Raw genomic sequence first — 19,172 nt, 5'->3', positions numbered from 1 at the left:
TCAGCGACGTAGCGGCCTGCTTGCGGGCAGGCCGCTTGGTTTCCGCTAGCCCCATTTTTATGGCTATGACGTTTATACCAGAATGACGCCCCCCCCCTGCCGAAATGTCCATAGCGCCGAAAGCGCAGCAGTTCATGCAGTGCGCACCAAAAGCTGTATCTTGAGCGTCTTCATCTGCCAGTCGTGCCAGCAAGCGTGAACAGGCGCGAGTCAACCCCGCGGATATCGATCTGCTTCATGGCGGACAGAAGGTCGTCTTGCGCTCTTCAGCGTCGGATCAGCGCCACACACCTGAATTGATTGGCCGGGTTGAATGTATTTCCGCCGATGCCGTCCGACACGAAGCGACGCAGAAGGGCTATTACAGCACCCGCATCTCCATCAACGAGGTGCAGCGTACGCGCCTTTCGCGGCCAGACGTGTCTGTCGCTGGGCTAAAGCGTTTCGCCTTAAACTTGAGGCACTCATTTAAGGCGAAACGCGTGTAACGCTGGTATGTCGCGGGCGTTTCGAGAAAAGCAGTGATTCAGGTTTTTCGCGAAACGCTTTAGAACAGGCTTTAGGCGCTTGGCGCCGTCATGCGAAATCTTTCAGCCGCGCAACATAACGGGCCAGCGTATCAATTTCCAGATTGACCATATCACCGATCTTGGCCCGGCCCCACGTGGTCACGTCCTTTGTATGGGGAATGAAATTGATGCCGAATTCGCAGCCATTGACCTCGTTCACCGTCAGCGAGGTGCCGTTCAACGCAACCGATCCCTTGGGCGCAATGAACCGCGCCAGCGCCTCGGGCGCGCGCAAGGTAACGCGGGTGCTGCCCCCCTCATCGTGCATCGCTGTAATCTCGGCCACGCCATCCACATGGCCCGACACGATGTGACCGCCCAGTTCGTCACCGACTTTCAGCGCACGTTCCAGATTGACGATACGGCCGTCCGACCAGGTCGACAGGTTGGTCTTGGACACTGTTTCAGCCGATATTTCGACGTCGAACCAGTCCTCCCCAGTCTGGATCACGGTCAGGCAAACCCCATCGCAGGCAATCGAGGCGCCCAGCGCAATGGTCCCGGTGTCATAGCTACAGCCGATGCGCGCGCGCAGATCGCCCTGCTGCCTGAGGCTCTGGATCCGGCCCTGGTCGGTGATGATACCTGTAAACATGCGTGCGCCCTCTTGTGTTGACCGCCCGCAGCTAACCCACCCTGCGAGGCCGAGGCAAGCCGATGGGCAGCGTTTGACTTAACTTTGTCCTGTTCAACGGTTACCGTCTGTCAACGTCGAACAGGTATGCTCCTATCATGCACGAATTAAACGGCAGCAAACGCATCTTTCTCTTCCTGCAAGGTCCGCACGGCCCCTTCTTTGCGCGGCTGGGCCGAATGCTGCGGCAGGCGGGGGCCGAGGTGTTGCGCATCGGGTTCAACGCAGGCGACAGCATGTTCTGGCGTGGGCGCAGCAGCTACATCCCCTATCGCGGCACACCGGATGAGTGGCCCTCGACGCTGAACGCTCTGCTGGAGGGGCGTGGCATCACTGATATCGTGCTCTATGGTGACACCCGCCCGATCCACGCCGAGGCGATCCGCCAGGCGCGCACCCGCGGCCTGACGGTCCATGTCTTTGAAGAAGGGTATATGCGGCCCTATTGGGTGACGTATGAGCGCGGCGGCAGCAACGGCCATTCGCGCCTGATGGAAATGTCGGTCGGCCTAATGCGCGCCGATCTGGAACAATCAGACATGGACAGCGCCCTGCCCCCGGCCAGCTGGGGCGACATGCGCCACCATATCTTTTACGGGGCGCTTTATCATTTCTGCGTGCTGGCACTGAACCGGCGTTATCGCAATTTCAAACCGCATCGCGCGATCACCGTTCGCAAGGAATTCATACTGTATCTGAAACGGCTGCTCTTGATGCCGGCGCAGGCAATCGACCGCCGCATTGCCACATGGCGCATCCGGCATGGCGGCTTTCCCTATCATCTGGCACTGCTGCAACTGGAACATGACAGCAGTTTTCAGATGCACTCGCCCTTTGCCACGATGGCCGACTTTCTGGAGACCGTGATTCAAGGCTTTGCCCGCGGTGCGCCGACGCATCATCACCTTGTGGTCAAGGCGCACCCGCTGGAGGATGGCCGCGTGCCGGTGCGGCGCGACCTGCGGCGCCTGGCCCGCGCCTATGACGTGGCAGACCGTGTTCACTATGTGCGCGGGGGCAAGCTGGCACAGCTTCTGGATGAGGCACGCAGCGCGGTAACTGTGAACTCCACCGCCGCGCAGCAGGTGCTGTGGCGCGGAATCCCGCTCAAGACATTTGGCGACGCGGTATATGCCAAGCCCGAATTCGTTTCATCCAAACCGCTGGCCGATTTCTTTGCCGGGGCCGAACGGCCGGACCGTCGCGCCTATACCGATTATCGCCGCTATCTACTGGAAACCAGCCAGATCGCCGGCGGTTTTTATTCCGCACGCGGTCGGCGGCAGTTGCTGCGCCAGGCTGTCGACATGATGCTGAGCGCGGATGATCCCTATGATGCGCTCCACGCAGGCACCGCGGCACCACGGCAACAGTTGCGACTCGTCACATGAGTCGCTTGGCCCCTAGCGCTTTATCTTCACTTCGAATCCGAATAACCTGACGTTTGATATATGTCCCGCTGACGGTGCTACAAGTAAGACCGAGGCAGAAATTCAGGTCGAGGAGACCGAGCAGTGAACATTCAGACAAGCCGGTGGGCGCGCTCCGTCGCCCTTGCTGCCATTGCCATGGTGATGGCGTCGTGTAGCCTTCCGCAAGTAGGCCCCAACAAGAAACAGATTTATGCGGGATCCGTGCAGCGATCTGGCGAGTCACACATTGTATCGGTCAATTCCCACGTGACGCGCGTGACCTCCGCCCAGCCCGCTCTTGGGTTCAGCGACACATTCCGCAATGCTGGTCGGCTTGGGTCCGACACGATCAACCCGGGCGACACGCTGGGCCTGACCATCTGGGAAAACGTCGATAACGGGCTTCTCACGGGCGAGACGGCAAACCAGTCCGTGCTGGAAGAGGTCCAGGTCGACGGCAGCGGTTTTATCTTCGTGCCCTACGCGGGCCGCGTTCGCGCTGCCGGCAACACACCTGAATCGATCCGCCAGATCATCACGTCCAAGCTGGACGAGCAGACGCCAGACCCGCAGGTGCAAGTCCGCCGCCTTGCCGGTGACGGCGCCACCGTATCGCTGGCCGGCTCGGTCGGCGCACAGGGTGTCTATCCTATCCAGCGGCCGACGCGTACACTGTCGGCAATGCTATCGGCAGCCGGCGGCATCGTCATCCCCGCCGAGGTTGCCCAGATTACCATCCTGCGCGGCGGCGCGCGTAGCAAAGTCTGGTTTCAGGACCTCTACAAGTATCCCGAATTCGACATCGCCCTGCGCGGCGGTGACCGAATTCTGGTTGAGCAGGATACCCGCGCCTTTACCGCGCTTGGCGCGACCGGCTCGCAATCGCGCGTGACATTCCAGACGCAGGACCTTTCCGCGATCGAGGCGATTGCCACGGTCGGTGGCCTTCAGGCCGCGGCGGCAGATCCCACCGGCGTTTTCATCATGCGCAACGAAACGGCGGCGATTGCCAATCAGGTGCTGGGCCGGAACGATCTGGTCGGAGATCAGCGGATGGTCTACGTGATGGACCTGACGAAGCCGGACGGCATTTTTACGGCGCGCGATTTCATGGTTCGTGATCAGGACACTCTCTACGTGACCGAGGCGCCCTTTGCCACTTGGAGCAAGGTCATCGCCGCGCTTACCGGCTCGCTCGGCATTGTCAGCGACATCGATACCGTCAGCAGTGCATTTGGCAGCTAATGCAGGCCGCGACCGGCCAAGAGCCCGCCGGTGCCGAAGGGCGCCGGCGGGTTTTCTATTTCAACGGCGGTTTTTTACGCCAACCCCGCCTGCGCCGGATCATGGCGCTGGCGGGGTACAACATGCGGTTGGGCTGGCCCGGTGCGGATGACCTGATCGCCGTCTGGGGCCACAGCCCCTATGCGCGGCGGGGCGAGTCCGTGTCGGCGCGCACCGGCGCGGGCCTTATCCGGATTGAGGATGCTTGGTTGCGTTCGGTCCACCCAGGCCGCGCGGGCAGCCCCCCCTTGGGTCTTCTAATCGATGGTGCGGGCGCCCATTTCGATGCATCCACGCCGTCGGATCTGGAGCAGATACTGGCCACCCATCCGCTGGACGACACCACGCTGATGAACCGCGCACAAGGCGCCATCGCCCGGCTGCAAGAGGCGCATCTGAGCAAATATAACGCGCATGACGTGGGCCTGCCCTGCCCCGATCCGGGCTATGTGCTGGTGATCGATCAGACCCATGGCGATGCCGCCGTGCGTCTTGGTGGGGCGGACGCCAACACATTTCGCGAAATGCTGCATTGCGCGCAGACGGATACCCCCGGCGCGCGCATCGTCATCAAGGCGCACCCCGAAACTATGCAGGGCTATCGCAGGGGGTATTTCAGCGCCGCCGATGCAGATGAGCGGACGACACTCCTGACCGATCCCGCCTGCCCCTGGAACCTGCTGAAGGGCGCGATTGCCGTCTATACCGTCTCCAGTCAGATGGGGTTCGAGGCGATCCTTGCCGGGCGCCGCCCCCGCGTTTTTGGTCGGCCGTTCTATGCCGGATGGGGCCTGACCGACGATCGTCACCCTCTGGGCCTGCCGCGCCGGGGCCGCGCGCTCAGCCCGGCGCAGATGTTTGCGGCGGCAATGATCCTCTATCCCAAATGGTACGATCCGTTCCGCGGCAGCCTGTGCCAAATCGAGCAGGCCATCGATACGCTTGAGGCCGAAACGCGCGCTTGGCGCGAGGACCGGCGCGGCTGGTGCGCGCACGGCATGCGCCTGTGGAAACGCAGGCCGCTGCAAAAGATTTTCGGCCGCTATCGGCCGGTGTCCTTCCACGCAAGCGATGGCAGTGATCGCCGCCATATGGTCTGGGCAGGCAAGGCCGGGACTGCCCCGGATGGCGCCGTAAGGGTCGAGGATGGCTTCCTGCGCTCACGCGGGCTGGGCGCGCAACTGGTTCCCCCCCTCAGCCTGGTCTGCGACACACGCGGCATATACTATGATCCGGCCCAACCCAGCGATCTGGAGGGCTGGATCACCCGCCGCGCTCATATGCGCCCCGATCAGACCCGCCGTGCCGAGGCTTTGATCGCCGCGATCTGCACGCAGGGCGCGACCAAATACAACCTTGGTGGCAGCGCCCCGGACCTGCCGCAGGGGCATCGCATCCTGGTGCCCGGCCAGGTGGAGGATGATGCCTCGATCCGCACCGGCGCCGGTGAAATATCCACCAACCTCGCCCTTTTGCGCGCGGCCCGCGCCGCCAATCCGGGCGCCGTGATCCTCTACAAACCACACCCTGATGTGGAGGCCGGGCTGCGCGCTGGCGCTATCGATCCCGACGACACGCAGGGCCTGGCCGATCTCATCCTGCCGCGATCAGACCCGGCGCAGCTATTGCGCGAGGTGCAGGAGGTCTGGACGATGACGTCACTTATGGGGTTCGAGGCGCTGATGCGCGGGCTGCCCGTCACGACAACCGGCGCGCCCTTTTTCGCAGGCTGGGGGCTGACGACCGATCTGGGGCGCACCCCGACCCGGCGCAGCGCGCGACCCACATTGGCCGGGCTTGTCCATGCGACGCTGATCGACTATCCGCGCTACCACGACCCAATCACCGGCCTGCCCTGCCCGGTCGAGGTCGCGCTCGACCGGCTGGCCAGCGGCAACCTGCCCCGCCCCGGCCCGGCAAACCGCGCGTTGTCGAAACTTCAGGGCCTCTTCGCCTCGCGCGCTGCGCTCTGGCGCTGACCGTCAAAACGCCGCGCGGCCTTGGGACCACGCGGCGTTTCCATCTTTTCAAACATACGCCAGCCCCGCCTACAGGCGGCTGCCGCCTTACGCGCGTTCGGAATATTCCATCGTCTCGGTGTTGACGATGATCGCTTCGTCCTGCCCCACGAAGGGCGGCACCATCACCTTGACACCATTGTCCAGTATCGCGGGCTTGAAGCTGTTGGCGGCTGTCTGCCCTTTGACCACCGGCTCGGTCTCGACCACGACGCAAGTAACCTTCTGCGGCAGCGTCGCATTCAGCGCCTCGGATTCGTGGTATTCGATGTGGATCGTCATGCCATCTTGCAGAAAGGGGCGCCGCTCGCCCAGCAGCTCGACCGGCAGTTCGATCTGTTCGTAGGTTTCACTGTCCATGAAAACCAGCATCCCGTCGACCTCATAGAGGAACTGCTGATCCTTTTGGTCCAGGCGCACGCGCTCTACCTTGTCGGCCGAGCGGAACCGCTCGTTCAATTTCGAGCCGTTGCGCAGGTTGCGCATCTCGACCTGGGCAAAGGCGCCGCCCTTGCCCGGCTTGACGTGATCCACTTTCACGGCCGACCACAGACCGCCGTTATGTTCCAGAACGTTGCCGGGGCGGATCTCGTTTCCGTTGATCTTGGGCATTTTGTCAAAATCCTGACGAAAGGTTGAAGGTATTTCGCCATACCCTATATATGGGGACACGCAGAGGGGCAAGCCAACGACATGTCGTGCTATGGGTGTCGAAGCCATGCAATTGCCGCATAGAAGGTATGCATCTGCGCTCTATCCGAATCAGAAGAACTACGCCATACACAACGATAAGCCGAAAACACAAGTGCAATAATATTAAGGACGAATCATGAAAGATTTCGTTGATGGTGCCGCTTTCAACAATGAGCAGGGAAATCGGGCACGTAAACTTTTCGCGGCTGTCGTACTGGCCGCACTGGATGACGCCATTTCCGACGACAAGAAATATGGCAACGGCCCCGATCAGATCGCCCGCTGGGCGCGCTCGCGCGATGGGCGCGAGGTTCTGTCTTGCGCCGGGATCGACCCGAACGAGCGTGTCGTGTCCGGCCTGATGGATTTCGTGTCCAAAGGGGTCCGCACCTCCGTCGCACTGTCGCGCGAAGAGAGTGAGCGTCGCAATGCCGCCGCCCAAGCTGAAGCTGCCTGACGGGATAAAATCCCGTCACGTCTGGCCGAGCCCCGCTTGACGCGGGGCTTTGCGATTCTGACGTCCAGCGTCAAGCGGGGCTCGGGCGAATAGCATGAGTGAACCAGTTTTCTAATACGCGCGCACAGGATCGACCTCGCCGGACGAGGTTCTGGCCCTATCGCATTTCGCTCTGCCCTTGATCGACAAGCCCGACTGGAAGGCGCGCCTTACTGCGCTTCCTGACTGGCCAGCGCGCGCTGGATTTCGCGGCGTACCAGTGTGCGTATATTGCACGTGATGCTCTCGCCCAACGCGCCCTGTAGCTCTTGGCGGACGATATCGGCGACCAGATCGTGCAAGGCGGCCTCGTCCAGAACTCCGCTACCCGCCGCCAGAACATTCCGACCGCTACCCTTCTCAGGGGTATCAACGCCCAAACTGTCATCGGCTCTGAAGGTATCAGAGGCGTCGACCACATCGTTCGGCGCACTACGCGGCTTGGCGGCCAGATTGCGAAGCGCCGCGTCAACCGCGTCTTCTGCTACCGTGCCCTCCTGCGTGTCGTCATCCAGCCCCCGTACACACTCCTCCCAAGGGAGCGGGGCGCCCGTGCTGCCTGAATTTGCGTCTGGCGATGCGCCGTCAGGCTCCCACTGATCGCCTTGACGGGAAACGACCTCTTCCAATTCCGCAACACGGGCCCTCAATTCGGCCTTGGCGTCACGGGAGGGCTGGGGCCTTGCGGGGCCACCGACCGCACTCGTTCCGGGCAGGATGCTGACCTTCTCCGGGATTCTCAATACCCCGTCATCACGTGCGTCTTCTTGCTGTGCGATGTAAGTCGGTAGCCTTGTGGCGGCTGCGGCAACCTCAGGCCCATCCGCGCCCGATCGCGCCTTCGCCGCGCCCTCGGGCCCGTGATTGGCTGGATTCGGCGCCGCAGTATCTATTCGCAAGGAAGGTGTCAGCACCAGGCGCTCTGACGCGACATGCGAGGGCGCGTCTGTCGCCGCTGTCACAGATTTGGGCCGCTCGTCGTTGGATACCAGCCGCCGGATCGACGACAGGACATCTTCGATTTCCACACTAGTCACAGGATCGGACATTGTTTCTACCACTCTTGCCACGATCCGTAGTCTACCGGCAGCGGCCCATCCGCACAACAGACAGGCGCAGTTTTACTGCTTTCCAATCTTGCGCAGCACCCGGTCCAGCGACTGGCCCCGCTCGCTGAGTGCGGCAGGCGCGTCCTTGACAAGATTGTAGTAGGCAGCAGGATCGTAGGTTTGAACGGCCAGGTTCAGATCGCGCACTGTCAGTTCGCCCATCGTTGCCAAAACGGCATAGGAGGCGATGATCACGTCGGCCTGCGCCGAGATCTGGTCAGCCTGCGCGTCCAGATATTCCTGCTCGGCGTTCAGCACGTCCAGCGTGGTACGCGCCCCCAGCGTGGCCTCTTCGTTGACACCGTCAAAGGCAACGCGGCCCGCCCGGACCGCCTCGGCAGTGGCGGCGGCAGAGGCGCGAGCGGCTTCGAGAACCGCGTAGGCATTGCCGACATTCTGGCGGACGCGGTCCTTCGTCTGGTGTAGGATACCCAGTTGTGCGTCGCTCAGTGCGAATGCGCGCCGCTTGGCCGAGGCCAGCGCCCCGCCCTGATAGATCGGACCACCGATCTGAACCCCAAATTCGCCCGTTTGGCCTGCAGAGTTACCGTTTAGCCGCTCGGTCACGCCGATCGCCGCATTCAGCGTGACGCGCGGCTTCATCGCCGACTCGGCGACCAGCACGTTCAGCTTGGCCGCAGCCACGTCATGCTGCGCACGTAGCATGTCAGGATGGTTGCGCAAGGCGATCTGTTTTGCGGTCTCTTCCGTCCGGGTCAGCGCTGGCAGACTGCGCGGCTGATTGATATTGCGCGGGACATTGCCGACGACGGCAAGGTATTCCTCTTTCGCGCGCTCCAGATCTCCTACGGCCTGCGCGAGGTTGCTGCGCGACAGTGACAGACGCGACTCGGCCTGCGCGACGTCAGTGCGGGTAACTTCGCCCACTTCGAAACGGTCACGCGCGGCGCGCAACGATTCGCTGATGACGCCCACGTTGCTGCGCCGGATCGACACAAAGCGCGTGTTGCGTTGCACATCCATATAGGCCTGAACGGCCCGCAGAAGAACCTGCTGCTCGATACTGACAAGGTTCTGGCGGGTCGACAGGACAATTTCCTTGGCCGCCTCGGTGCTGAGGCGCGTGCGCCCGAAATCATAGATCAGCCATTCGGCGGTGATACCGGCATTCAGGTTCGTAGCCCCGCTGCTGGTGCCGCGCACGCCGGCCAGACCGGCGACGCCGGAGCTGTTGGAATAGCTGCGCCTGATATCCGTACTCCAGCCGATGACCGGACGTAGCCCTGCGAGGGTGCCCGCGACATCCTCGTCAGCCGCGCGCAGAAGAGCGCGGTTCTGCTCCAGCAGGCCACTGGTGTTGTAGGCCCCGGCCAGCGCATCTGCCAACGTATCGGCGGATACCGCGACCGGCACGGCGAGTGCCATGGCCCCGGCCACGAGCGTCCTGCGCAGCCCTGCGCCAAAGGTCCGAACCGGGCGCTGCTGCGCAATTTCCGTGGAATTGATCATCATGCCATCCTTCCCGAAAGGGCCGTACTGTGGTTACAGCGTGAACGCTGCTTGTTTCTGGAACCCCTTCAACACGGGCGCGCCCGCGTTGAAGGCAAAGCGCCACGTCATCTTCCCCCCGGATTTATAGCCGATCCGCACCGCGCCCAGCGCCCCTTCCATGAAGAGACAGGCGATACGGCCACCGTCCTTGATCTGGTCGATCAGCACGGTGGGCACCTCTTCGACGGCGCCCTGAACCACGATAACGTCATAGGGCCCATGCTCGGCCGCGCCATCCGTCAGCGGCGCAGTATGGACGACCACGTTGTCGGCGCCATGCTCCAGCAGCAGCGATTGCGCCTCGGCGCCATGCGCCTCGTCCTCTTCGACGGCAACGACAGCCTCGGCCATGCGGGCGATGACGGCGGAGGAATACCCCATCGCGCTGCCGATATCGAGGACCAGCTCATCGCCGCGAATATCCAGCACATCCAGCATCTTGGCCAGCGTGCGCGGCTCCAGGACAACGCGGCCCCCTCCCAGGTCGACGTTTTCGCCGACATAGGCCGCCTCGCGCATGGCGCGGGGCACGAATGCCTCGCGCGGCACGCTCAGCATTGCATCGATGACCGGAAACTTGGTCACATCGGCAGGTCGGACCTGCGTGTCCACCATCATCATGCGGCGGGCTGCGTAATCGGTCATGGGAAACTCGTGCGTTCTGGATTATCGAGGTTGGTTTTGACACAGTTGCGCACATTCGGCAACGCTGCACTGCGTGCCGGGCCGAAGTGTTGCAACAAAGGGATCACAGCACGCCCTGCCCCCGGCAGGCCCGCGTCATTCAGCAGCGGTGCGCGCCAGACGCGGCGGGGGCATGCGTTCAGCCCCCAGCAGATCGGCAGCCGGGCCGGACGGGCGATACCCGAGGGGCGCGGCGGTGATGATGCGGCGCAGCTCGGTGATGTCCTGCGCCTGGCAGGCGGCCAGCACCTGATCCAGCAGAATATCCAGGCTGTCGGGGGAAATGCAGATTTCGCTGGCCGTCAGGATGCGCGGATGCAGCGTGGGCGTCGCATCCTCGCCGATCAGCAGCTCTTCGTACAGCTTTTCACCGGGACGCAACCCGGTAAAGCAGATGGCGATGTCACCTTTGCTCTTGTCTTGCGCGCTGCGGGCGTCGCGCCATTCCTCGCCCTGCGGGACGAGATAAGGCGTCAGACCGCTGAGCCGCGCGATCCGGTCTGCCAGATCGACGATCTTCAGCGGCTCGCCCATATCCAGCAGGAACACGTCGCCCCCCGTCGCCAGCGCGCCGGCCTGAATGACCAGTTGCGCAGCCTCGGGGATGGTCATGAAATAGCGGGTGATGCGCGGATGCGTCACCGTGATCGGGCCACCCTGTTCCACCTGCTCGCGGAACCGGGGAATGACCGACCCGGACGAGCCCAGAACGTTCCCGAAACGCACCATTGAAAACACTGTCTCGGATTGGCGCAAAGCAGCAGCCTGACAGACCAGTTCGGCCAGACGTTTGGAGGCGCCCATCATGTTGGTCGGGCGCACTGCCTTGTCCGATGACACCAGGATCACCGACTCGACCCCGGCCGCGATAGCCGAATCTGCAATCACCCTGGTGCCAAACACGTTGTTGCGCAGCCCTTCGACGACGTTCTGCTCCACCAGCGGAACATGCTTGTAGGCGGCCGCGTGGTAGATGGTTTGAACCGCGAACCGCTGAAGCCCCGATAAAATGCGGCCCGGATTTTGCACCGATCCCATCAGCGGCACCAGCCGGATGTTCAGCCCCTGCGCTTCGATCACTTCGGTCAGCTCGTTGTTGAGGGTGTATAGCGCCAGTTCGGACAACTCCCACAAGATCAGGGTATGAGGGTCCTGCTGGATGATCTGGCGGCACAATTCGCTACCGATGGACCCACCGGCGCCCGTGACCAATACCACCTTGCCCTGAATGTTGCCCTTCATCAGCGGATCCAGCCCCGGCACGGGATCGCGGCCCAGCAGATCCTCGATAGCGACGTCATGCAGGTCGTTCACGCGGGATTTGCCTGACACGATGTCGGACATGCCGGGAATGGTCTGCACCCGCACCGGCAACGTCTCCAGCCGCTCGACGATTGCGCGCCGTTCGGCGCGCGAGGCGCTGGGAACCGCCAGCAGAACCACCTTGACCCCATGGATCTGGATCAGCTTTGCGAGGCGCGCCGGATCATGGATGCGGATGCCGCCCACCTCGGAATCCTGCAGTTCAACCGCGTCATCGACAAAGGCGACCGGGATGAATTCCGACGTTTCGCGCAGGGAACTGAGCAGCTGGCGCCCCGATCTGCCCGCGCCGTAGATCACGATGGCTGTGTACCCTTCGGATATGTGGCGTTGTAAAAGCTCGCGCAAGGACATGCGCAGACCGCCCAGCACGCACATCGCGATCAGCGCATATATCGCCGCCACGCTCCATGTCAGGGGAACCTGGATCAGGTTGACCGCCGCCAGCATCACCGACGCCGATGCCAGCACACCCGCCAGAATGGTCATCAGCAATTGAATCGACACATAGCGTACGACGGCGCGATAAAATCCCAGCCGCACAAATATCAGCAGGCTGACGGGCACGAAGATCACTGATGCCAGCCAGAAATCCACCGTCCCGATGACACCAAATTCGGTGCCACTGAACAAGGTTGCGCCCAGGTAACTCAGGATCAGCAAAATAGCGTCCGCAAACAGTTGCAGCACACGCTTGTGCGCGCGCTTCAACTGTAAAAGATGGGTCAGGCCGCCATCCAGCATTACATGTGCCATTTCGCTTCTGCGACCTTCCGTTCACGCGGCGTCGTCTTTGAAATCCCCGATCCAGACAATCGGAGCGCCATTACTGAGGTCCGTGCGGATCCCCTGCGGTTCTTCGATATGAGCATAGCGGAACCGTCCACGATTCTGGGCCAGTATTGTCTTCGGTTCTTGCGCCATTTCATCAGGTGATACAACCCAAAGGGGTACGACGGGCAGGAAACCGCGGATCAGCCGCGCGACCCAGCACGCGCCTCTTATCTGCGTCAGACGGCACTGCGCCCCGGTTTGTCCTGTGCCTACAGTCCTCATATCGGCGCGAAGGTGGGGCCTCAAGCGGATTTATGGCCAAGCCTGCGCTGTCCGCTTTTGTCGCATGCGTTGCTGCTCTATGCTGGGCACGAGGCGTAAAAACAACAAGCGGGCAGAATAATGAGCATTACACGGCGACATTTCGGAATCGGTATCGCGGCCCTCGGCCTGACGGCCTGCGGCGACATGCGCGGGTTGGGCGGCGCAGGCGCGCCAACGGCGGCCGCGCCACTGGCAAGCGATCTGCGCCCCGTGCCAAACGCAGGGTATGATGCGTGGGTCGTGGGGTTTCGGGCGCGCGCGGGCGGCTACGGCATCTCCGCCAGCACGCTGGACCAGGGATTTCGCGGGGCGGGCTACCTGCCGGGCGTCGTCAAGCGCGACCGCAACCAGACCGAATTCAGCCGCACCCTTGAGGATTACCTGGCCATCGCCGCATCGGACGAGCGTGTGGCCAAAGGGCGCGCCGCCTATGCCCGCCACCGCGCAACGCTGGGCGCGCTGGAGAATCGCTATGGCGTCGACGCGAGGATCATCACCGCGATCTGGGGCCTGGAGAGCTTTTATGGCGAGCGGCGCGGCAACGTGCCTGTCGTTTCGGCCACCTCGACGCTGGCCTATGACGGGCGGCGCGGGGCGTTTTTCGAAAAACAGTTGGTCGCGGCGCTCAAGATCGTCCAAAACGGCGACATACAGGCAAATCGCATGGTGGGCAGCTGGGCCGGTGCCATGGGGCACACCCAATTCATCCCTACATCCTACGAATTGTTCGCCGTGGACTTCACCGGCGACGGGCGGCGCGATATCTGGTCCGAGGACCCAACCGATGCGCTGGCGTCGACCGCCGCGTATCTGTCGCGCAATGGCTGGACGCGCGGGTTGGAATGGGGGCACGAGGTAACGGGCGCATCGGCCAGCGGGCGTATCATTCAGCCACAACCGGGCGGCCCCCGCTTTGCCGTGACGGGAAATTTCAATGCGATCAAGCGTTATAACAATTCCGACTCTTACGCGATCGGCGTCGGGCATCTGGCGGACCGGATCGGCGGCGCGGGTCCGCTGCGGTCCGGCTTTCCGCCCGATGCGAATGGAATGACCAAACCGGACCGCGTGAGATTGCAACAGCGCCTGACCGCGCGCGGCTTTGACACCGAAGGCGCCGACGGCGTGATCGGGTCCAAGACCGAGGACGCGATCCGCGCCTACCAATCAAGCACCGGCCAGCCTGTGACCGGTGTGCCGTCGCCGCAACTTCTGCGCAGTCTGGGATGACGCGATAGGGCCCTGCCTCGAGGCGCCACGCTATGCGACGCCCGTACCGGGCACCTCGCGCGGGGGCTGCGGCGGAGCTTCGTTCGGCAAATCTTGCGGTGCCTCCTGAGGCGGTTGCGGCACTGTTTCTGGTGGCAGATCGTTCGGCACCTCGGTCGGGGGTGGGGCCGGGTCCGGCATACCGGGGTTCAAGGGGCCGGGATTATCGGGGCCGCCTACCTGCGCGGCAGATGAAGGGGTGAGTTGAATCATGGCACGTCTCCTACAGAGGTAATCGACACGAACACGGCCCACGGATCGGGCGCCAACGGCGCTTTCGCGGCCCATGCCTTTGCAATCACTCAACCGCGCGACGCCCCGCTCGGTTCCCACCACGGATCGGTTGTGGTGCGCCCGCAACGACAGAAGGCGCGTGAGCCTTTTCCGCTTTCGGATTCAGGAGTAGGCGAAAAGACTTTACCCTTGGGTCGGCGTTTTCGCCAGCCAGTCGGCGCCCAGCTCGGCCGTCACGCGCGCGAAATCGGCCGCCATCGCCTGCGGTTCTGGCGCCTCGATATGGCTGCCGATCCATGCCAGCAAAGCCATGCGGCGCAGCATGACGAACGTGTCGATCTCGGCCTTTTCGACATCACTTAGCGGACGCATTTTTTCATAGCCCCGCACCCATGCGGCCTTGAGCGCAGGCACGCGCGGATCATCCTCCATAAAGCTGATGCCAGTTGCGAAATCGTAGAGAAACCAGCCAAAACCGCAATCGTCGAAATCGATCAGGCGGGTGCCGCCCGGCCCGGTCAGCAAGTTCGCCAACCGCATATCGGCATGGATCAGCCCGTAGCGATCTTTGCCGGCGCCGAATGCATCCAACCGCGCGCGTATGCGCACCTCGACGGCCTCCAGCACCGTTGCAATCTCAGGCGTCACATTCGGCGCATCGCGCCAATTGCCCCAGTTGGGGGTGTCGCCAAAAACCGTATCAACGTTCCACACCAGACGTTCAAAATTCGCGGGACGCGGCCAGAGTTTTGACTGCTCATGCGTCAGCGCCGCGATCTCGCCCAGCTCCTCGAACGGGCCTTCCAGATCACCGGCCTCATCGGGCTGCACGCCTTCGACGAATTCGAACAGCACCATGAAGCGCGGATTTTCCAAACCGTCTATGCGCGCTTCCTGAATGATTTCGCCATCCTTTCCCGAATAGGCGTCCGGGGTGACAACGGCCTTCGCCTCCTTCAGCGCCGTAATCCATGCCAGCTCGCATTCGATGGCGCGGCGGGTGTGATATTGCTCGCGGTGGATGCGCAGGACGGACTTGTAACCGCCGTCGGCTTCAACCAGATAGGTGGCGTTTTCGGATACGTTTATCAACCGCGCGCGTGCGTTCGGCGGCATCTCCCACAGGGCCAGCGATTGCTGCGCGAGCCTGTCCAGATGTGTCAGGAGTTCTGCAAGCGGCATATCGGTTTGCATCGTCGGTCCCTCTGTCGTGGTCTGCTGATGGTCGGGGCCGCACCCATCTGGGACCCCGGTCGGCCTTAAATTTCTTCGATCGCTTCCAACGATTCAGGCAGGATCTGACCGCCATCGACGATAATCTGCTGGCCGGTGATATACCCCGCCTCGTCGGAGGCGAAAAACAGCGCGGCGTTTCCGATATCCTCAACCGCGCCAAGGCGTTTCAGCGGGATCGAGGCGGCCATCGTATCCAGATACTCCTGCCCCAGCCCTTGCAGCCCTTCGGTGTAGATGTTGCCGGGCATCACCGCGTTGATGGTGGTGTTGTAGCGCGACAGCTCCATCGCCGCCGTCCTGAGAAAGCCGAGCTGCCCGGCCTTGGACGCGCCGTAATGCGACCAGCCGGGAAACCCGGTGACGGCGCCGGTGATCGACGATGTCAGGATCACGCGGCCCTTGTCCGCCTTCTCGAAATAGGGGATCGACGCCTTGACCGCCAGAAAGGATGAACGCAGGTTCGTCGCCATGACGCTGTCCCATTCGTCCACGTCCATATCGGCGATCTTGGTCTGCGGGAAATAGCCCGCGTTGGCGCACATGATGTCCAGCCCGCCCTGCGCCTTGGCGGTGCTGTCCACCGCCTTTTTCATCGCGTCCCAGTCGCCCACATCCGCGATCTCGTAGCGGACATTGTCGCCCATATCGCTGGCCGCTGACTTCAGCGCGGCCTCGTTGCGGGCGATCAGCGTGACCTTTGCCCCCTGCGCGGCAAAGACCTGCGCGATACCGCGCCCGATACCTTTGGAGCCACCGGTGACGATGACGCTTTTGCCCTTGATGGATGTCAGCATGATTTCCTCCCTTGATGCCGTAATTACTTTTGCGGGCGCAGCACCCGGTAGAGCGCCAGCCCCGCGAAGGCGGCGATGATTATCACGAACGAGCCGATGACCGACAGGATGCCCAGCGTCGGCACCAGCGGCGAATAGCCCGACACCATTTTCGCATAGAGCCATTCCGGCAGTGTCGAATCCGCGCCCGTCGTAAACAGCGACAGCGGAAAATTACCCCAGCTCAGCAGGAACGAGAACAGGCCAGCCGCGACGATGCCCGGCATCAACAGCGGCAGCGTGATCTCGCGCAGGATGACGGGGGTGGACGCGCCCATGTCGCGGGCCGCCTCCTCCAGCGCGGGGTCGAAACTGTAGGCGCGGATGGCGACAATCAGTGTGGCGATGGGCGCGATCCAGACCAGATGCGCGACGATGGCGGTTTTCCACGATGGGATGATCCCCAGCGAATTGAACCACATCAGCAGCGCCAACCCGAGCACCGTTTGCGGGAAAAAGATCGGCAGAAGCACCAGTTTCTGAAACAGCGAGCGGTAGCGCCACTGATAGCGCGCAAAGGCCAGAGCGCCGAAAAAGCCGATGATCATTGACAGGATTGTGACGATCACCGCGATTTTCAGCGATGTCATCGCCAGCATGTGCACTTCCTTGCTGGCCAGCGCGTCGGTGAACCAACCGGTCGAATAGCGCCGGATCGGGAATGTCAGGTAGCGGGCCTTGGACACCGAGGCGAAAGCGACCGACACCAGCGGCAGATATAGAAACGCGATGATCCCGATGCCGTAGATCATCAGCACGATGCGGGTGGTGCGGGATGTTTCCATGTCAGCCCCTGCCCATAATCTTGTCCAGGTCGATCTTGGCGATGCCATAGATCGCCAGCGTTCCGATCAGCACGATCAACACCATCGACAGCGCCGCGCCCAGCGACCAGTTCTGGCCGTATGTGAATGCCGTCTGGATGTCGTCGGCGATCACGATCACCGCGCGCCCGCCGAGAATTTTCGCCTCGGCCATCGCGCCGGCGGCCAGAACGAAGGTCAGCAGATACCCCACCATGATCCCCGGCGCGGCCAGCGGCAGGTCGATCTGCGTCAACACCTGCCAGCGCGTCGCCCCCAGATCGCGCGCCGCCTGCCGTGCGTCCTCGGGCACCATGGAAATACCTTGGGCCAGCGGAAACAGCATGAAGGGCAGATAGACATAGACGATGCCGAAGATGATGATGCCCACGTTATAGAGCGGGCTTTCGAACCCGACCCCGGTCCAGTGGCGCAGATAGCCCTCGAACAGCCCGCCCTTCATCAGGGTCAGAACCCAGCCGAAAAGGCGGATGTTTTCCGACACGAACAGGCTCGTGACCACGGCGATGATGATGACCAGCGCAAAGCGTTTGAACACCTTGGCCATGCCGTAGGCCAGCGGCCAGCAGATCACGAACAGGATCGTCGTCGCGGCGAACGCCATGAACAGCGACCACAGCAGCGATTTGTAATAGCCCTGTTCGGCCATCGTCTTGAACGCCGCGAAATTGGGCATGTTGAAAATGCTGAACACCTTTTCCGGCATGATGGAAAAGACCGCGACCAACCCCAGCGGCGCGATAAAGGCCAGCGCGAGAACCGCCAGCATCGGCAGCGACGACAGCGCGCCCAGTTTGCTGTCGAGACGCTTCATGCCACTTGCTCCTCGATGGCGGGCTCTTCGATCACATGCGCGCTTGCCGCGCTCCAGCCCAGCCGCACCGGATCGCCCTCGCGCCCGTCATGGCGATCCTCGCGCAGCTTTTCGACGGTCAGGATCTGGCCGCCTTCGGTCTTGATCTCGTAATGGATGCGTGATCCCAGTGCATAGATGCCGTGCAGCGTGCCGGACACCTCGAAATCAGCGCTCTCACCATCCTTCAGGAATTGCACATATTCGGGCCGTATCATCAGGGTCGCGCCGTGCGCAGCCGCGACGCGGGCGGCCATTTCTTCGGTCGCGGCCCCTTGCGCGGCGGTCAGCCCGGTGCCCTCGATGCGCCCGACCGTGGCGGTGACGTCAAACAGGTTCACCTCGCCCATGAATTCCGCGACAAAACGCGAGACCGGCCTGGAATAGATTTCGTCCGCGTCCGAGATCTGCTCGAACCGGCCTTCCTTCATGATGGCGATGCGGTCGGACATGACCATCGCCTCTTCGAGGCTGTGGGTGATGTAGACGAATGTCTTGCCGGTGCGCGCGTGCAGATCCTTCAGTTCTTTTTCCAGGCTCTTGCGCAGGCGGTAGTCCAGCGCCGACAGCGGTTCGTCAAAGAACAGGATCTCGGGGTCGAAGGCCAGCGCACGGGCCAGCGCAACGCGCTGCCGCTCGCCGCCCGAACATTCGGTGACGCGCTTGTCATAGTAGCTGCCGGGCAGGTGCAACAGCTTGAGCAATTCGAGCGCGCGCGCCTTCCGCTTGGCCGGGTCGATCTTGCGCAACTTGAGCGGAAATTCGATATTCTGGCCCACCGACATATGCGGAAACAGCGCCAAGGACTGGAACACCATGCAGGTCGGGCGCAGGTTGGCGGGGGTCTGGTCGATGCGCTTGTCGCGCAACCAGACCTCGCCGCCCGTCAATTCGTCCATGCCGACCAGCAGGCGAATGATGGTCGATTTGCCGCTGCCCGACGGGCCGACGATGGTGAAAAATTCACCCTCCTCGATGTCCAGATCGATGCCATGCAGGGCCGTGAAGCGCCCGAAAACCTTGCGGACGTTTTTGAGGCGCAAAATGGGTTTGGCAGGCATCTAAGTCTCCGAACTCTGTAAGGAATGGGT

At 62.5% G+C, this 19,172-nt stretch carries 17 protein-coding genes; 5 read left to right on the top strand and 12 right to left on the bottom strand.

What is annotated here, in order from left to right:
- Window positions 1–576: 576 nt before the first annotated feature.
- Window positions 577–1,164 carry a riboflavin synthase gene (locus FGD77_RS11565; protein WP_255009748.1) on the bottom strand — a complete coding sequence of 196 codons (588 nt, stop codon included), beginning with the start codon at window positions 1,162–1,164 and terminating at the stop codon, window positions 577–579.
- Between the two features lie 137 nt (window positions 1,165–1,301).
- On the opposite strand from FGD77_RS11565, the gene FGD77_RS11560 reads away from it, so the two are divergent.
- From FGD77_RS11560 to FGD77_RS11550, 3 genes are all read left to right on the top strand, one after another.
- Entirely contained in the window at window positions 1,302–2,594 is a 1,293-nt protein-coding gene (locus FGD77_RS11560; RefSeq protein WP_255009746.1) for a capsule biosynthesis protein, read from the top strand.
- Between the two features lie 123 nt (window positions 2,595–2,717).
- Window positions 2,718–3,860 (top strand): polysaccharide biosynthesis/export family protein, encoded by a 1,143-nt coding sequence (locus FGD77_RS11555; RefSeq protein ID WP_255009744.1) that lies wholly within the window; start codon window positions 2,718–2,720, stop codon window positions 3,858–3,860.
- Window positions 3,860–5,878, top strand: a complete 2,019-nt coding sequence (locus FGD77_RS11550) for a capsular polysaccharide biosynthesis protein (protein WP_255009741.1) — start codon at window positions 3,860–3,862, stop codon at window positions 5,876–5,878. The genes FGD77_RS11555 and FGD77_RS11550 overlap by 1 nt, the downstream gene beginning before the upstream one ends.
- Window positions 5,879–5,965: 87 nt before the next feature.
- On the opposite strand, the gene efp is transcribed toward FGD77_RS11550, so the two are convergent.
- Complete coding sequence (efp, locus tag FGD77_RS11545; RefSeq protein ID WP_255009740.1) at window positions 5,966–6,529, bottom strand: elongation factor P; 564 nt, start codon at window positions 6,527–6,529, stop codon at window positions 5,966–5,968.
- 217 nt (window positions 6,530–6,746) lie between these two features.
- Here efp and FGD77_RS11540 point away from each other — a divergent pair, with 217 nt between their 5' ends.
- Window positions 6,747–7,067 carry a DUF6280 family protein gene (locus FGD77_RS11540; RefSeq protein ID WP_255009738.1) on the top strand — a complete coding sequence of 107 codons (321 nt, stop codon included), beginning with the start codon at window positions 6,747–6,749 and terminating at the stop codon, window positions 7,065–7,067.
- A 209-nt stretch (window positions 7,068–7,276) separates the two neighbouring features.
- On the opposite strand, the gene FGD77_RS11535 is transcribed toward FGD77_RS11540, so the two are convergent.
- From FGD77_RS11535 to FGD77_RS11520, 4 genes are all read right to left on the bottom strand, one after another.
- Entirely contained in the window at window positions 7,277–8,155 is an 879-nt protein-coding gene (locus FGD77_RS11535) for a hypothetical protein (protein WP_255009736.1), read from the bottom strand.
- A 72-nt stretch (window positions 8,156–8,227) separates the two neighbouring features.
- The gene (locus tag FGD77_RS11530) at window positions 8,228–9,685 is read right to left on the bottom strand and encodes a TolC family outer membrane protein (protein ID WP_255009734.1); all 1,458 of its coding nucleotides are present in this window, start codon (window positions 9,683–9,685) and stop codon (window positions 8,228–8,230) included.
- Between the two features lie 33 nt (window positions 9,686–9,718).
- On the bottom strand, window positions 9,719–10,372 hold the full coding sequence (locus FGD77_RS11525) for a protein-L-isoaspartate O-methyltransferase (protein WP_255009732.1): 654 nt from the start codon (window positions 10,370–10,372) through the stop codon (window positions 9,719–9,721).
- A gap of 135 nt (window positions 10,373–10,507) precedes the next feature.
- Window positions 10,508–12,490 (bottom strand): nucleoside-diphosphate sugar epimerase/dehydratase, encoded by a 1,983-nt coding sequence (locus FGD77_RS11520; protein WP_255009730.1) that lies wholly within the window; start codon window positions 12,488–12,490, stop codon window positions 10,508–10,510.
- A gap of 420 nt (window positions 12,491–12,910) precedes the next feature.
- On the opposite strand from FGD77_RS11520, the gene FGD77_RS11515 reads away from it, so the two are divergent.
- Entirely contained in the window at window positions 12,911–14,062 is a 1,152-nt protein-coding gene (locus tag FGD77_RS11515) for a lytic murein transglycosylase (protein WP_255009729.1), read from the top strand.
- Window positions 14,063–14,092: 30 nt separating this feature from the next.
- Here FGD77_RS11515 and FGD77_RS11510 read toward each other — a convergent pair whose 3' ends face one another.
- The 6 genes from FGD77_RS11510 to FGD77_RS11485 all read right to left on the bottom strand — a co-directional run bounded on the left by FGD77_RS11510 (window position 14,093) and on the right by FGD77_RS11485 (window position 19,142).
- On the bottom strand, window positions 14,093–14,314 hold the full coding sequence (locus FGD77_RS11510) for a hypothetical protein (protein ID WP_255009726.1): 222 nt from the start codon (window positions 14,312–14,314) through the stop codon (window positions 14,093–14,095).
- Window positions 14,315–14,518: 204 nt separating this feature from the next.
- Window positions 14,519–15,529 carry a phosphotransferase enzyme family protein gene (locus FGD77_RS11505; protein WP_255009724.1) on the bottom strand — a complete coding sequence of 337 codons (1,011 nt, stop codon included), beginning with the start codon at window positions 15,527–15,529 and terminating at the stop codon, window positions 14,519–14,521.
- A 65-nt stretch (window positions 15,530–15,594) separates the two neighbouring features.
- A complete protein-coding gene (gene fabG, locus FGD77_RS11500; protein WP_255009721.1) occupies window positions 15,595–16,365 on the bottom strand; it encodes a 3-oxoacyl-ACP reductase FabG in 771 nt (256 codons plus the stop codon).
- A 23-nt stretch (window positions 16,366–16,388) separates the two neighbouring features.
- Window positions 16,389–17,189 (bottom strand): ABC transporter permease, encoded by an 801-nt coding sequence (locus FGD77_RS11495; RefSeq protein WP_255009719.1) that lies wholly within the window; start codon window positions 17,187–17,189, stop codon window positions 16,389–16,391.
- Window position 17,190: 1 nt separating this feature from the next.
- Window positions 17,191–18,042, bottom strand: coding sequence for an ABC transporter permease (locus tag FGD77_RS11490; RefSeq protein WP_255009716.1), 852 nt, complete (start codon window positions 18,040–18,042; stop codon window positions 17,191–17,193).
- The gene (locus FGD77_RS11485) at window positions 18,039–19,142 is read right to left on the bottom strand and encodes an ABC transporter ATP-binding protein (protein ID WP_255009713.1); all 1,104 of its coding nucleotides are present in this window, start codon (window positions 19,140–19,142) and stop codon (window positions 18,039–18,041) included. Before FGD77_RS11485 ends, FGD77_RS11490 begins: the two co-directional genes overlap by 4 nt.
- Between the last annotated feature and the right edge of the window lie 30 nt (window positions 19,143–19,172).

Origin of the sequence: Roseovarius sp. M141 (assembly GCF_024355225.1) — a bacterium.
GTDB lineage: Bacteria > Pseudomonadota > Alphaproteobacteria > Rhodobacterales > Rhodobacteraceae > Roseovarius.
Note: the sequence above shows the minus strand (reverse complement) of the source record. Positions and strands in the feature narration are given on the sequence as shown.